The sequence below is a fragment of the Paenibacillus agaridevorans genome, from assembly GCF_018604145.1.
GTDB lineage: Bacteria > Bacillota > Bacilli > Paenibacillales > Paenibacillaceae > Pristimantibacillus > Pristimantibacillus agaridevorans.
Map to the genome: position 1 here is coordinate 6,383,600 of NZ_CP075889.1, position 15,528 is coordinate 6,399,127.

Here is a 15,528-nt window from a genome sequence, read left to right on the forward strand (position 1 = left end):
CTTAATATTCCACGTCTTTGCCCAGGAATTTGAATTGAATGAACGCGATGACGCCGATAATGGCCGCCAATACGAGCGACTGAGCCGCCGCTTTGCCGAATTCGAAATACTTGAATGCCGTATCGAAGATCAGAAGGCCGACCATCGTCGTGGAATGATCCGGGCCGCCGCCTGTCATCAGATAAGCGTTCTGGAACACCTGGAACGACCCGATCACGCCGGTGACCAGCAGGAACAGCGTCGTCGGCTTCAGGCAAGGCAGCACGATATGCCACATCTTTTGCCAGAATGTCGCTCCGTCGATCTCCGCCGCCTCGTAGTAGCTCTCGTCGATGCCGAGCAGCGCCGCGACATAAATAATGATGCTGGTGCCATGGCTGGACAGCCAAGACATGAGCACAAGGGAGAACATGGAGGTCGAGCTGGCCCCCAGCCAGTTCTGACTTGGGATGCCCAACATCCCGATCAACTGGTTCAAAATGCCGCCGGGAAGCGGATCGTAGATCCAGAGCCATACGACGGACAGGGCGACGCCGGAAGCAACCGCCGGCAAGTAGTAGATCGCCTTGAAAGTCGTCTGCGCCCACTTTTTGAGCGGCATGATCGCGATCGCGACCGCGAACGATATGATTAATGCAACCGGGACAGTCAACACTGTATAAACGAGCGTATTCATGATCGCTTTCCAGAACAGCTCGCTGGCGAAGATGCCCGAGTAATTGTCGAATCCAATGTATTCCGAGCCTAATGGCCGGTATTCTTGAAAGCTGACCAAAAAGGCGCTCACGACCGGATAAGCCGTAAACAGCGCATAGACAACGAGCGCAACGGCGATGAAAGCGTAGGCCCATGCCCCATCTCCGCGATTAAGTCGATTCTTGACGTTTGACGCACGAGCCATAGTAAGACTCCTTTCCCTTGCCGCGTTACTTCTTTTAGAGGTAGTTTAAAAAGTCCGCTTTTGATCACGTAGTATCTCTACAGCTATAAATTCGGATAGCCGCCTCGGCATGAGAGCGGCTATCCGAGCGAAATTCATTAATCTTGCACGATTCCGTCCGCTCCGAAGGCCTCGATAGCGCCTTTTTTCACGGCATCGTACATCTCTTGAGGCGTAATCTCGCCTGCAAGCAGCGCTTGCAGCTTCGGAATGACAACCTCGTTCTCCAGCTTGATCGCCTTGGAACCCAATTCTACAGGGATGTCAGGACGGGCAGGAGCAGCATGCTCCAACATCTTATCGACAGCTGCGATATTGTCCGGATTGCGATTCGACTCCATGCTGGCTGCCGCTTCGCGGGCGCTCTTGGTAATATGCGCTGCAAACAGGTCATTATTCGTTGTTGCGGCTACCTGACCGCTGGACAGGAAGTAAGCCGCCTTCGCGATATTCGCTTTATGCTCATCTGTTGGATCCTTTTTGCCGCGGAAAGCGACATAACCGTCAACGACCGCATGGGAGACCGGCTCTTGACCTGCAAAGGATGGGAGCGGCAACGCGATATAGTCCACTTTGATGCTGCCTTCAACCGCGCTTCCGTCCTTCGCGTCGATCTTCGCGTTGTTTTTGTTCGCGGAGTTTTCGAAAACGGCAAGACCTTTGCCCGTAATCATCGTCTGTCCCGTCAAGAACATGTTCCAGCGTTTGCCGGCGTCAACGGAGCTGAGCTCCTTCGGCATGGAGCCGTCGTCGATCAATTCGCGAACCGCGTTCAGAACGGTCAAATAGTTTTTGCTTGTGTATGCGTATTTCAGATCCTTTGTAAATGGAGACGGCATGCCCGCGTTTTTCACTAGAATGCTGAGGTAGTCCTTGGAGGCTACGCCAGCCGTAGCGAATACGAAGCCGTAACGCGACGTCTTGTCGCCTTCCTTTACGACGCCTTTTTTGATGGCCTCGCGGAATTCATCGTACGTCCAACCTTCTTGCTGCACTTTCTTCCAGTCGACGCCGGCTTCTTCGAGGAATTGCTTGTTGCCGCCGATGGAGTGTACTTCCATGTAAGCCGGCAGGCCGTACAGACCGTCGCCGTTTTTCATGTAAGCAAGCGCCGCTTCATCGTAGTCCGCGATCATGTCCGCGCTTACCAGATCCTTGATGTCCAGCAGCATGCCCATCTGGGCGTATTTCGAGATGCCGTCGGAGCCGATAAAGGCAAGGTCCGGAGGGCTGCCCGCGTTTACTTGCGTATCCAGCTTCTGGGTCATGTCTTCCCAGCTGGCAGGTTCGATTTTCAAAGTCAGGTTCGGATACAGCTTGTTAAAGTCGGCTTCCATCTGCTTAAAGTTTTCTTGATACGTTGGAGATACCGGGGGCAGAAGCGCCGTGATGGTGTCCTTCGCCTCCGATGCTCCGCCGTTTGCAGTGTTAGACGGCTTCGCCGATTGTGCGGGCTCGTTGTTGTTGCCGGAGCCGCAAGCGGAGAGCGTTCCTAAGGATAAAGTCAGAGCGAGCACAGATGCAGCAATTTTAGTTTTACTTTTCATTGCCAAGATCCTCCCTTTATTTGAAATTCTATATATACGATCCGTCCCAGGCGAACCGCTGTACCTCCTCTGATAAAAGAGCAGCGGGTCCGTTTGCGTAAAAGATGAAGAACATTATAAGGATAAATCTATAACGTTCTTCCCCTTCACGCAAACCTTACTTCACTTGGGAACAGGCACGTATAGCCCTCTTAAGGTTGCCGCCGCAGTTCGCCAGCACTTTCTTCGCCTCTTCGGCTCCAAGCCCGGACTTGATCATCATGATCGCCAGCTTGCAGTCGAGTTCGGACTGTCGCAAGTATTGCTCCGCCGTAGCTTCGTCTGTCCCAGTCGCCGTCCTGATGATTCGGAGGGATCGGTCGAACAGCTTCTTGTTGCTGGCCTTGAGATCGACCATCAGATTGTTGTACGTCTTGCCTAGCTTCACCATCGTGGTGGTCGTCAGCATGTTCAGTACAAGCTTCTGGGCCGTTCCCGCCTTTAATCTCGTGGAGCCTGCGATTACTTCCGGGCCCACCACCGGAGCGATGGTAATGTCCGCCGCCTCCGACAGCTTCGTGTCCTTGTTGTTTACGACGCCGATCGTGACAGCTCCCAACTCGCTGGCTCTGCGAAGCGCTTCGATAACGAAGGCCGCGCTGCCGCTCGCCGAGATTCCGATGACCGCGTCCTTGCCCGTCACACCGATCTGATCGATCAGCGCCCTGCCTTCAGCGCCGTCATCCTCGCATCCTTCCACGGGAATTCGCAGCGCTTGATCGCCTCCGGCAATATAACCCTGCACGAGCGATGGATCCACGCCGAACGTCGGCAGACATTCCGAAGCATCCAGCACGCCTAACCTTCCTGACGTTCCTGCTCCGATATAGAACATTCTTCCGCCAGTCGACAGCGCATGATGAAGCGCTTCCACGGCCAACGCAATGCGAGGAATTTCCTGCCTCACCGCCACGTGTACCTTGGCATCCTCCTGGTTCATGAGCTCCAGCATGCCTTCGGTGGACAATTCGTCGATCATCCCGGTCTCGGGGTTGATCCCTTCCGTCGTCAAGCTTGCAAGATAGTCCTTCATCGTGATTCCCCTTACGTGATCATGTTTGGACAAGTTGCTGTCCATGTGATCGAATTCCACCCTGTTGTCGACGCTGCCCATATTGCTAGTATGGTTATTGTCTTCTGTGTCATTCGTGATGCGTTTGTTGTTGTTGTTCATGACTCTATATTAAGAATTTATTTCAGCTCCGTCAATAGTTTTTGAAATATTATTTTATACTGTCATAAAACATTGGCATTTTATATCACAAATTGTGCGAGATGCACAAATGCCGTCGAACCTTTGGCGGTGCGGCTTTCCGGCCATCATAGGGGTAAGCCATTCATCATTTAAAGTTTAAAATTTCCAACTTGTCCTTAAGAAAATAAGAGCCGGGACGGGTCGCTAGGACGGGAAGCTGATGCCGAGATGCCGGGACTGGTCGCACAGCATGGAAGCTAAACTCCGCTAAGCTACTCTACAGCAGCTACTTTACAGTAGGTCACCTCAGTATGAATTGTGCAAATATACTCAAATATTTATACTGAAGTCTCTCCCTAGTGGTAAATTGTACAAAAATACACAATTCACGTTCCATTTCGCCTATTTAGTCACTTCTCGAGGCTAAAATTAGGGATAAATGTACAAATTCACGAATCTCTAATCCGTATGTAGGCTAATTTGTGTATTTTCGTACAATTACCTTTTTGAACACCTCTTTGATTACCTCTTTGACGAAAGTCACCAACATGCGCTAATCCTTCTCTTTTAGAACGCCTTACCTCCTCAGGCTCAACCAAGTAGCGCTTCTGAAGAATTAATTCAGGCTCTGCTTCCAAGTATTACTCCATGGCCTGAGCAGCAAAAACACTCCAGCCTGCAGGCCGTAGTGTCGTTCATGCTCGCAAATGGGGAGCGTTACCTTCTACGCTTGTTGGATAGCCTGAGCAGCAAAAACACTCCAGCCTGCAAGCTGGAGTGTCGTTCATGATCGCTAATGGGGAGCGTTACCTTCTACGCTTGTTGGAGATGATGCTTCTGCTCTTGGAGAGATACTTTTTGACCTGCTGATAGTCCGCGCTTGCCACGCCGGCGAACAGCATATCGATAATCGTGAGCATCGCGATGCGCGATCCCATGGCGCCGCTGCGAATGGAAATTTCCGGCGTCGATATGCTCAGCAAAGAATCCGCCTTGTCCGACAGCTCGCTTTTGCTGTATTTCGTGATCGCCACAATATGAGCACCGTTTTTCTTGGCTATTTCCAGCGAGTCGAGTATTTCCACCGTGTCTCCGGAATTGGAGATAAAGATGGCGACGTCCTCCTTGGTCAGCAAGGAAGCGGCCGTCAACTGGCTATGGCCATCCGTAAAAGCATGACAGATCTTGTTGATCCGCGTAAACTTCTGCTCGGCGTCCTGAGCCACCAGCCCCGACGCGCCAATGCCGAAAAACATCAGACGTTTGCTGGACTGCAGCGCCTTGATGGCACGAGCTACCGCAGGGCGGTCAAGCACGCTAAGCGTATCCTCGATGGAACGCACATTGTTGCGTCCGATGTTGGAGATGATCGTACTGAGGTCGTCGCCAGGCTGAATGTCGCTATATTGTTCGCCGCTGTCTTCGTCCATGGAGCCCAGCGACGCAGAGATGCTGACGATAAAGCTGCGATAGCCGTTATACCCCATCGTCTTGCAGAAACGAAGCACCGAAGCGTCGCTTGTTTTGCTGCCTTGCGCAAGGCTCTTGATCGACAAATGCGGAATTTCTTCCTTATTCGCAAGGATATATTCCGCCACCAGCCGTTCGACCGGGGTCAGACTATCCTTTCTGTCGCGGATCTTGATTAATACGTTATCGTTTATCGCCATATGACGTTACCTGCCGTTTCGTAGGTTTTGTCGCCACTAAGAAGCTGATCTGGATAGTCTGGCCGGGAGCTCGGAAGCTCGGAAATTCCATTGTGGTTAAATAGTATACGGATTCCTGCCAAATTACAAGTGTTTGCATCGGATATATGGACATATATCGAGTGACGAGTTTCATAAAATATTATTTTAAAATATTATTATCATTTTGAAGTAAATATTGCAACTTTTATTGCCTGAAATTCTTTTAGCATGTTATAATGGGCACCAATTGACGTGCATCTACGCCATTATGATGAATCATAAACGAGCAAAGGATGAGGGACATGGGAACAGCATTAAAAATTGCTATTATCGGGGCAGGAAGCACCTATACCCCGGAATTGATGGAAGGCATTATTAAACGCAAAGACAATCTGCCGCTGACAGAGCTGGCGCTTATGGATATCGACGCGCGCAAGCTCGAGATCGTTGGCGGGTTATGCGAACGCATGGTGCAGGCAGCGGGAATGAACTGCAAGGTCGTTAAAACGATGGAGCTGGATGAAGCTCTCCAAGGAGCAAGCTTCGTGCTCGGCCAGATTCGCGTCGGCAAGCTGCCCGCTCGCGTGCTGGACGAGAAGATACCGCTCAAGTACGATCTGATCGGTCAAGAAACCTGTGGAATCGGCGGCTTCTTTAAGGCGATGCGCACGATCCCCGTTATGCTCGACATCGCGAAGCGCATGGAGCAGCTATGCCCTGACGCTTGGCTGATTAACTTCTCCAATCCCGCGGGAATCATTACGGAAGCGATTTTGAATCATACGAATGTCAAAATGCTGGGACTATGCAATGTCCCTTACAATATGTACAAGAGCATTCGAGAAACGCTTCAATTGCCAAACGCGGATCTGACTTACGTCGGGCTCAACCATCTGAGCTGGATTACAGCCATTGAGCAGGACGGCAAGGACTATCTGAAGGACGCGCTCGAGATGGGACTCAACAGCGAAGCAATGAAGAACATTCCTTCCAGCGGCTTTAGCCAGGAACTGGTGCAGCTCGTAGGCGCTATTCCTTCCTCCTATATGGAATATTATTATTTCAAGGACAAAAAGCTGAAGCTATTGAAGGACAGCGAACAATCCCGCGGAGAGAAATGTATGGACATCGAGGAAGAGCTTCTGGGCATCTACTCCAATGCAGAGCTGCATGAAAAACCCGAGCTTCTGGCCTCGCGCGGCGGCGCCAACTATTCCGAAGTCGCGATCAGCCTCGTCGATGCCATCTACAACGACAAGCAGGAGGTCCATGTCGTGAATCTGCTAAACGGCGGAGCGCTGGACTTCATGGAGCATAACGACGCCATTGAGGTAGCTGCAGTCATAGGCAAGGATGGCGCGAAGCCGCTTGTTATCGAAGACTTCGACAACCGCCATATTATCGACTACATGCGAATGGTGAAGGCATACGAACGCGAGACAGTCGCCGCGGCCGTCGAAGGCAGCGAAGAAGCCGCCATGCGGGCGTTGATGATGAATCCGCTCGTGGGCGATTATAATACGGCGCTGGCTTGCTTTAGGGAATTGAAGGAAGCGCACAAGGAATATTTGCCCCAGTTCAAATTCGAATAACGCAGGGAGGAGTGGGAATCGCCATGAGCAAGTACGTCATCGGCGTCGACGGCGGCAATAGCAAGACGGATTATTATTTGTTCGACCTGAACGGAACGCTTAAGGATCATATCAGGTCCGGCACCTGCAGCCACGAGCAGTTCCCGGAGAGCTACGCCAAATCTTACAGCGTTATGCACGAGCAGATATCGACACTGCTTGCGCGCGGCGGGTTGTCCATGGCGGATATCGCGGCAGGAGCGTTCGGACTGGCAGGCGCGGACATTCCTTCGCAGAAGGCGCAGCTGAACGCCGTTATCGAACGTCTCGGCTTCACCCGCTTCGCGATGGACAACGATGCCTTTCTCGGCATCAAAGCCGGGACGGCGCAAGGCTACGGCATCTGCTCCATCAACGGTTCGGGCGTCTCTACCTGCGGCATCTCGAAGAGCGGCAAACGTCTTCAGGTCGGGGGAGTCGGCAGCGAGCTCGCCGGCGACGAGGGCGGCGGCTTTTACTTGACGCGGCGTGTTCTGCGCGCCATCTACGACAGCTTCTACCGCCTGGGCCCGGAGACGTCCATGACGGAGCCCGTCATGGCGCTGATCGGTGCATCTTCCAAGGAGACGTTTATGGATCGGGGACTTGAAGGTTTGGTCGCCCGAAGCTTGCCTTATACCGAGATCGTGACGACGCTTCTGGCAGCTGCAGAGCAAGGCGATGCTGTCGCGTCCGGCATCGTCGACCACTCGGCCCGCCAGCTTGCCTATTCTACGGTCGGCTGCTTGGGTCATCTCGACTTCGACGACGATAAGCCTGTCGACATCGTGATGGCCGGCTCCGTCTGGGCGAAAGCGGCTTCGCCGATTATGCGGGATCGTTATATGGGGTTCGTCTCGGGCTTGACCGGCCGGGAATGCAGATTTATTTTGCTGCAGGAGCCGCCAGCCGCAGGAGCCGTGCTTTGGGCGCTTGAGCTTGCGCTCGGCGCACCTGCCGATGACGTGCTGCGCGCGAAGGTGATCGAGGCGGTACGCTGACTTCAAGCGAACATACAAGGTAAAACGGCTGTCGCCGTCCTATGGCGGCCTGGAGCGTTTCATTTCGAGAAATTTAGAGAAAGGTTATCCCGCGTTCGTTCACCGAAATGAACGAATGCTGAGGATAACCTTTTTTTGCGGCGATTGCTCGTGCCTCATTACGTCTGGTTAGATGAGTCCCGACTCCTTCAACAAACGCTGGACCATGACGGCCGCTTGCGCGCGGGTCAACTTTGCCCCAGGCGCGAGCTCTCCGTTCGGCGTGCCGGAGAGAATGCCGGTCGCAAGCCCCTTATTCAGCGAAGCCTCTGCCCATGCCGAGGCTTGAGCAGCGTCAGGGAATCCGCTCAATGGATTAGCTCCAGCGTCTGCCTTGTCAGTCAATCCCGTCCACCCCATTGCATTCGCGATCATTATCATGGCCTGTTCGCGCGTTACGTCATCGTTCGGACGGAACGTTCCGTCCTCGAACCCTCCGATTAAGCCATATTCATATGCCGTCCCTATTGCCCCGGCATACCAGTCTCCTTCGCGGACGTCGGAAAACTTGCCGAAACCGGCTCGCGTATTTTGGCCAAGGCCTAGCGCCCGCACCAGAATGGCCGCAAATTCCGCGCGCTTAATGGAACGATCCGGAGCGAACAGCCCCTCTCCTATACCTTCGATGATCAATCGGGATCCCATATCATGGACGGAGCTGCTCGCCCAATGCCCCTTCATATCGTCGAATGCCGCCTTGTAACCGATCAATGCATAATCGCTGTTGGTCAGGCTGTTCATCGCACCTGCGTATTTCCCGTTATTCACCAGCATCCGGGTCGGTACATGCCTAACCGTTCCGTCGGGATCGATAACAACGCCCGTAGACATCAACCTGCGGTTAACCCCATTTGGTATGGAAATGGTCCGCTCAACATAAGCTGCAAAGTTGTTCGCTTCGATTTCCAGGTCGCCGGCTTTGACCCATACTGCGAAATGAACCGGAGGCGCGATGACCTGAAAGTCTCCAACATCAGCCCTTTCCTTCAGCAGACGGACGATACGGTCATTCGAAGGGGCGATTTCGATACGCACGACGGCATCCTCTGCCCGACCATTCGGACCAAGCTGCTCCAGCAGCGCATCCAGGTCCAACAAAGACGCGTCGATGGCATACGATGCAAATGCCGTGCGCAATTGGATCTTGCCGCCTCTGTCGATCAATGCCTTCAGAAGTTCCATGCTCAGCTCTGCTGCAAGTACGTCGTTCTCCGCATCCGCTTCAATCTCGAGGACGGTCCCTTGCGAATCACCGGCCAGCGTCTGATTATCCTTGTTCCAATCGATGATCACCGTTGTTACTTTGCGACCTTTACCGTCCGTAGTACCGGTGATGTCCGCATGTCCCTGCTTGCCGTTGATGAGCAAGCCCTTCTCATCACCGGCAGCTGGAGTCGGCGTTGGCGTTGGGTAGACCGTCCCGCCTTCGTTAGGAGTCTCTGTCACCTGAGCCGTCCACTTCGCGTACAGCGTTACATGGCCCGTCACTGTAGTAGTGAATACATACGGCTCCGTCAGCTCCTCGTCAGTGTACCAACCTCCGAACGCATATCCCGTTCTTGCCGGAGCTTCTGGTGCTTCCACAGTATCGCCGTGCTCCACCGTCGTTGCCTCCACCGCATTGCCACCGTTGCTTTCGAAGCTCACCGTATAGGTGTTCAATGTCCACTTCGCGTACAGCGTCACATGGCCCGTCACTGTAGTAGTGAATACATACGGCTCCGTCAGCTCCTCGTCAGTGTACCAACCTCCGAACGCATATCCCGTTCTTGCCGGAGCTTCTGGTGCTTCCACAGTATCGCCGTGCTCCACCGTCACTGCCTCCACAGCACTGCCGCCGTTGCTTTCGAAGCTCACCGTATAGGTGTTCAATGTCCACTTCGCGTACAGCGTCACATGGCCCGTCACTGTAGTAGTGAATACATACGGCTCCGTCAGTTCCTCGTCGGTGTACCAACCTCCGAACGCGTATCCCGTTCTTGTCGGAGCTTCTGGCGCTTCCACAGTATCACCGTGTTCTACCGTGGTTGCCTCCACCGCATTGCCGCCGTTGCTTTCGAAGCTCACCGTGTACACGCTTATCGTCCACTTCGCGTACAACGTCACATTGCCCGTCACCACAGTCGTAAACACATACGGTTCCGTCAGCTCCTCGTCGGTGTACCAACCTCCGAACGCATATCCCGTTCTTGTCGGAGCTTCTGGTGCTTCCATAGTATCGCCGTGTTTCACCGTCACTGGCTCAACTATGCTGCCACCGTTGCTTTCGAAGCTCATCGTATACACGTTTATCGTCCACTTCGCGTACAGCGTCACATTGCCCGTCACCACAGTCGTGAATACATACGGCTCCGTCAGTTCCTCGTCGGTGTACCAACCTCCGAACGCGTATCCCGTTCTTGTCGGAGCTTCTGGTGCTTCCACAGTATCGCCGTGCTCCACCGTCGCTGACTCCACCGCACTGCCGCCGTTGCTTTCAAAGCTCACCGTGTAGGTGTTCAACGTCCACTTCGCGTACAACGTCACATTGCCCGTCACCACAGTCGTGAACACGTACGACTCCGTCAGTTCTTCGTCAGTGTACCAACCTCCGAAGGCATATCCCGTTCTGGTCGGAGCTTCTGGTGCTTCCACAGTATCACCGTGTTCCACCGTCACTGCCTCCACCGCACTACCGCCGTTGCTTTCAAAGCTCACCGTGTACACGCTTTTCGTCCACTTCGCGTACAGTGTCACGTTGCCCGTCACCACAGTCATGAACACATACGGTTCCGTTAGTTCTTCGTCAGTGTACCAACCTCCGAACGCGTATCCCATTCTGGTCGGAGCTTCTGGTGCTTCCACAGTATCACCGTGCTCCACCGTCACTGCCTCCACCGCACTGCCGCCGTTGCTTTCGAAGCTCACCTCATGCGTCGATGGCGCGAACTTCTGCACCCGATGGTTGCCCGTCTCGGTCACGTAGACGTTGCCGGCACGGTCCACCGCGATGGCGGCAAGTCCATCGAACTCGCCTTCGCCCTTCCCAGGAGCCCCCCAGCTCGCGATCAATTCGCCGTTGGAATTAAATTTCTGAATTCGGCTGTTACCTTCGTCCGTCACGAACAGATTGCCTTCGTTATCCACCGCCATGCCGGAAATATATCCGAAAGCCCCGCCCTCCGGCTCGCCCCAGCTTTCCTGCAGATGCTCCCCGCCTGTTTTGAAGGTTTGGATGTTGGTCGAATCGCCCGAATAGACAATCCCTCTTACGCTATCCACCGCGATGGTAGTTGGGAAGTAGAAGCTGCCTGGGCTCATCACGCCCTCCATCTCCAGCACCTTGTCTCCAGATGCATCGAACTTGACGATCTTATAGCCGCTTGTGTTAGCTACATAAATAAAGCCGTCGGCATCCACCGCGACCTCGCCCGGGTTCGATAGATACGAAGTCTCGTTCAAATGCGTGACCCCGTTGCTCGTTGGATCAAATCGCAGCAGCGCGCTGTCGCTTGTCATATACAGGCGTCCCGCTTCGTCGACCGCCAAGCCGTATGGCGAGAAGTAGGAACCTTCTCCGTCTCTTGCTGCAATAAATGCAAATTCACGGTCGAACAGTTGAATGCGCTCGTTGCCCTGATCGGCGATATAGATATGTCCTTCACCATCGACGGCTATCCCTTCCGGAATGAAGAACTGTCCTTCAGCGGAGCCATACGACCCCCATACGGCTTGCGGCTCGAGCGTATCCGCATCCAGCTTCTGTACGCGCCGGTTGGAAGTATCGGCCACATACACCGAACCGTTCGCGGCAACAGCAATCCCCTGCGGCGAATCGAATTCCCCGGCGCCCATACCATCGGAACCGTGAGTGGCCAACACTTCGAACGACGCATTCATGGCGATGATCGCATTCTCATCGTAATCGGTGGCGTAGATTCGGCCCGTTTCGTCTACCGTTATACCATGCAAGCTCCCGAACTGCTCCCCTCCCTCCAACATGTCGAGATAAGCGCCATAACCATTCATTTTTATAATGCGGTTATCCCGGTCCATGACGAACACATTGCCTTCGTCATCCAAGGCGACATCGACTATGCTGTCGAATTGACGCTCCACCTCGCTCGAGTCGTAGAAGCTCGTCCATTCTTCTACATGATCGGTCATCGTATCAAGTATCCGGATACCGCCAAGACTATAGTCGGCTACATAGACATTTTCGCCATCCGCATCAACGGCCATCCCCGAGACGTCCATATCGGCAATATGCCAAGTGTTCTCGACGATCATGGCAGTCATATCGATCTTATGTACTTGCTCCTTGCTTCCAACATATACGAATCCTTCGCCGTCTACCGTAATGGCACGCGGGGAAATCGAGCTTTCGCCCTGCCACTCGGCCATCACCTCTCCATTAGGACTCAGCTTGACGATTCTGTGGCTGAACTGCTCCGCTGCATAAACATTGCCTTCGCGATCCGTTGCCACATCCATCACTTGATCAAAATAATACGCGCCGCCCGGAAACATGCCATCGAATACATATGACTCCTGCGGCACTGGATCCAGCCCCGGCTCCGGTTCGGCCATCGCTTTGTTCGGCACTCCCCATCCCATGCTTCCCGCCAGCAGCAAGACGAGCGCCCATTTCCCCGCTTTGTTCAATCCTCTTCCCAGCTTCAATTTCGCGCACAACCTTTCCCGGTTTCCTATTACCCTATTCCACATACTAGCACCTTGAATTCCGGGAAAATATTAACCAAAGTTAATTTTCAAACAAAAAAAAGGTGAAATGGCTGTCGACATCCTTTTAGAAATGTAGAGAAAGTATAACGAAATGACTATTAAAGTAGTGTTCTTTTCCTATAATTCTAGAAAAAAGGTTATCCCGCATTCGTTCACCGAGATGAACGAATGCTGAGGATAACCTTTTTTTGCGACGGTCTAAAGATCTTCATTCGCTGATAATGGTGACGGGTATACATTAGCCCTCGAAATCCTCTCTTACGAGATCCGAGTTGATGCCGATCGCCGCGCGACTGCCTTCTCCAGCTGCGATAGATGTCTGGGCCGGCGCGATTACCGAGGTATCGCCCGCCGCATATACGCCGGAGATGCTAGTGCGGCCCAAGTTGTCCGTCTCTATGCCGCCTTGCTCGTTTATGAGACAGCCCAGCATTTCGCCGAACGGCGCAGCCTGCCGCCAATAAGGCGAGATGAAGCCTCCCGAGCGCTTCGCTTCCGTCCCGTCGTAGAACCGGACTGCTCGCAGTTTGCCGTTGTCTCCGACCAGCTCGGCGATTTTTTTCTCCGTCACAACCACTCCTCTGCCGTTTAGCGCCTGCACCTCCGTCCTGTCAAGCGATCTAGAGGAGCCGTTCGTGCAGACAAGCAGGTCACGGCTCCATTGATACGCTAGACGAGCCAGCGAGAATGCGTTCGATCCTTCTGCGATGACGACGAGCGGCCCATCCCGGAGCTCCCATCCGTCGCAATAGGGGCAATTGAAGAGACTGCTGCCGTAAAACTCCGTCAATCCCGCAATTTTCGGCAATGTCTCCTTCAGTCCAGTCGCGAGCAACAGTTTCCTGGCCCGGTAGGTTGCTCCGCCTCGGTCGCGCAGGAGGAAGCCTGAACCATCCAGCGGAACCACCGCCTCGATCCGGCGGTCAACCGGCCAGACGGAGGGATAACGAGCGAGGTCCCGCCGGGCGAGCACCCTCAGCTCTTGCGGCGTCGCGCCATCCCGTGTCATGAAACCATGCGTATGTCTTGTCACCGCGTTACGCGGCGAATGGTCGTCGAACAACAAGACGCTCCGTCTGGCTCTGCCGAGCATCAACGCAGCGTTCAGTCCTGCCGGTCCTCCCCCGATAATGGCGCATTCCGCTTCCACTCCGCCACCGCCTTCCCTCTTCCCCTCCGTCATCTGCTATACAGCAATCTCTTATGTATATCGCGAGAAGGCTGCCGACATGCATGCATACGATGGGAAGGAAGCCGCAATGGCTGCTGTCGGCCCCGCTGGAAACGCGAGGCTGCCATCTAGCTGATCATATGGATCACGATCCTGTCCAATCCCTGCAATCATTAAACATTCGCAGAGTTTCAAGTGGGGCGTACCAGCGTAAATCTCTCGCCTAGCTTTGCATAGTCATTCCCTGCCAATCGGCTTACGGGCTTTAACGCTTCCGGATCGATACGCCCGTTATTGTACAGCTTCTCGTCAATATGGAACCTGACGACGCGGCCGATGAGCAGGTCGGTCGACGGTACGCCGGCATCTCCGATAAGCGTACCGCCAAGGGGGATGGCTTGCTCCAGCACGCATTCCAGACGGATCGCCGCCTCAGCTACGCCGGGCACGGTGATGATCTCGCTGGCAACTGGAGTCAATCCCGCCAGCTCGACCTCGCTCACATCCGGAGGCGCGGGGGCCGCCGTCACGTTTAACGCTTCCACATAACGCTCATCCGCGATATGCGTCACGAATTGCCGCTTCGCTATGGCATTGCGGGCAGTGTCCTTCTGTATGCCACCTTTACGCTGCACCGATACCGCAATCATCGGAGGATCTGCCGCGACAATATTAAAGAAGCTGAAAGGCGCCGCATTTAACACTCCCTCCTCCGACAACGTTGTGATTAACGCGATCGGCCTCGGGATAATGCCGCCTATGAGCAGCTTATAATTGTCCTGGGTGCTCTGTCCCTCCGGATCGATCGAAATCATCGTCATATCGTTAATCTCCCTTCATTAAGCGCGATGCGCAGAAGGACGACCGTCCCCCGGTCGTGCCGGGATGAGCCGTCCTTTTTATCGTAACCGATTATAGGAATGCCGAATATCCCCTGCTTTGGATGCCTCATTCGATCGCAAAAGTTTGTTTAAACCACGCAGCAGCGGCATGCGCCTCCGCGCTCGTCAATTGGTGCCCAAACCGATCCCATCGCACTTCCGCAACCGCCCCCGCTTCGCGAAGCAAAGCATCCAGCTCCTTCGTCTCGGCAGGCGGGCAGAGGGGGTCATTTTCGCCTGCCGCTATGAAAACAGGCACGCCCGATAAATCCGGCAGCTTTATGCCGCGAAGAGGAACCATGGGATGAAGAAGGATAGCGCCCTTGAGCGAATCCTTGTAATGGAACAACAGGCTTCCCGCTATGTTGGCTCCATTAGAGTAGCCTGCCGCCACGATATTGCTCCGATCAAATCCGTACTCCGTCGCCGCTTCCGCCAGGAACTCATGAAGCTCCCCAGTCCGGTATACCAGATCCTCGATGTCGAATACGCCTTCGGCGAGTCTGCGGAAGAATCGCGGCATGCCGTTCTCCAGCACGTTCCCTCTTACGCTGAGAACGGAGGAGCCAGGCGAGATTAGCTCCGCCAGCCCCAGCAGGTCGCGCTCTGTGCCTCCCGTCCCGTGAAGCATTAGCAGTACAGGCGCTTCCTCATTTTTGCCCTTGATATAGAGATGCTTCATCTTCATC

Annotated in this window: 10 protein-coding genes; 2 read left to right on the forward strand and 8 right to left on the reverse strand. The window is 54.0% G+C overall.

Going from position 1 to position 15,528, the window contains the following annotated elements:
• Position 1 precedes the first annotated feature (1 nt).
• From KJW29_RS25630 to KJW29_RS25645, 4 genes are all read right to left on the reverse strand, one after another.
• Positions 2-901, reverse strand: coding sequence for a carbohydrate ABC transporter permease (locus KJW29_RS25630; RefSeq protein ID WP_214626759.1), 900 nt, complete (start codon positions 899-901; stop codon positions 2-4).
• A gap of 137 nt (positions 902-1,038) precedes the next feature.
• Positions 1,039-2,487 (reverse strand): ABC transporter substrate-binding protein, encoded by a 1,449-nt coding sequence (locus KJW29_RS25635; protein WP_214626760.1) that lies wholly within the window; start codon positions 2,485-2,487, stop codon positions 1,039-1,041.
• 157 nt (positions 2,488-2,644) lie between these two features.
• Positions 2,645-3,559 (reverse strand): N-acetylmuramic acid 6-phosphate etherase, encoded by a 915-nt coding sequence (gene murQ, locus KJW29_RS25640; protein ID WP_214631320.1) that lies wholly within the window; start codon positions 3,557-3,559, stop codon positions 2,645-2,647.
• Between the two features lie 968 nt (positions 3,560-4,527).
• On the reverse strand, positions 4,528-5,391 hold the full coding sequence (locus tag KJW29_RS25645; protein WP_087572761.1) for a MurR/RpiR family transcriptional regulator: 864 nt from the start codon (positions 5,389-5,391) through the stop codon (positions 4,528-4,530).
• 323 nt (positions 5,392-5,714) lie between these two features.
• Here KJW29_RS25645 and KJW29_RS25650 point away from each other — a divergent pair, with 323 nt between their 5' ends.
• The gene (locus tag KJW29_RS25650; protein ID WP_187102689.1) at positions 5,715-7,004 is read left to right on the forward strand and encodes a 6-phospho-beta-glucosidase; all 1,290 of its coding nucleotides are present in this window, start codon (positions 5,715-5,717) and stop codon (positions 7,002-7,004) included.
• A 23-nt stretch (positions 7,005-7,027) separates the two neighbouring features.
• A complete protein-coding gene (locus KJW29_RS25655) occupies positions 7,028-8,023 on the forward strand; it encodes an N-acetylglucosamine kinase (RefSeq protein WP_214626761.1) in 996 nt (331 codons plus the stop codon).
• Between the two features lie 168 nt (positions 8,024-8,191).
• Here KJW29_RS25655 and KJW29_RS25660 read toward each other — a convergent pair whose 3' ends face one another.
• The 4 genes from KJW29_RS25660 to KJW29_RS25675 form a co-directional block, all read right to left on the reverse strand.
• Positions 8,192-12,724, reverse strand: a complete 4,533-nt coding sequence (locus KJW29_RS25660; protein WP_214626762.1) for an InlB B-repeat-containing protein — start codon at positions 12,722-12,724, stop codon at positions 8,192-8,194.
• A 301-nt stretch (positions 12,725-13,025) separates the two neighbouring features.
• Positions 13,026-13,970: an NAD(P)/FAD-dependent oxidoreductase gene (locus tag KJW29_RS25665; RefSeq protein WP_425517461.1), complete on the reverse strand. Its 945-nt coding sequence runs from the start codon at positions 13,968-13,970 to the stop codon at positions 13,026-13,028.
• Between the two features lie 179 nt (positions 13,971-14,149).
• Complete coding sequence (locus tag KJW29_RS25670) at positions 14,150-14,773, reverse strand: flavin reductase family protein (protein ID WP_214631322.1); 624 nt, start codon at positions 14,771-14,773, stop codon at positions 14,150-14,152.
• Positions 14,774-14,906: 133 nt separating this feature from the next.
• Positions 14,907-15,527, reverse strand: coding sequence for an alpha/beta hydrolase (locus tag KJW29_RS25675; RefSeq protein ID WP_246608897.1), 621 nt, complete (start codon positions 15,525-15,527; stop codon positions 14,907-14,909).
• Position 15,528: the final 1 nt, after the last annotated feature.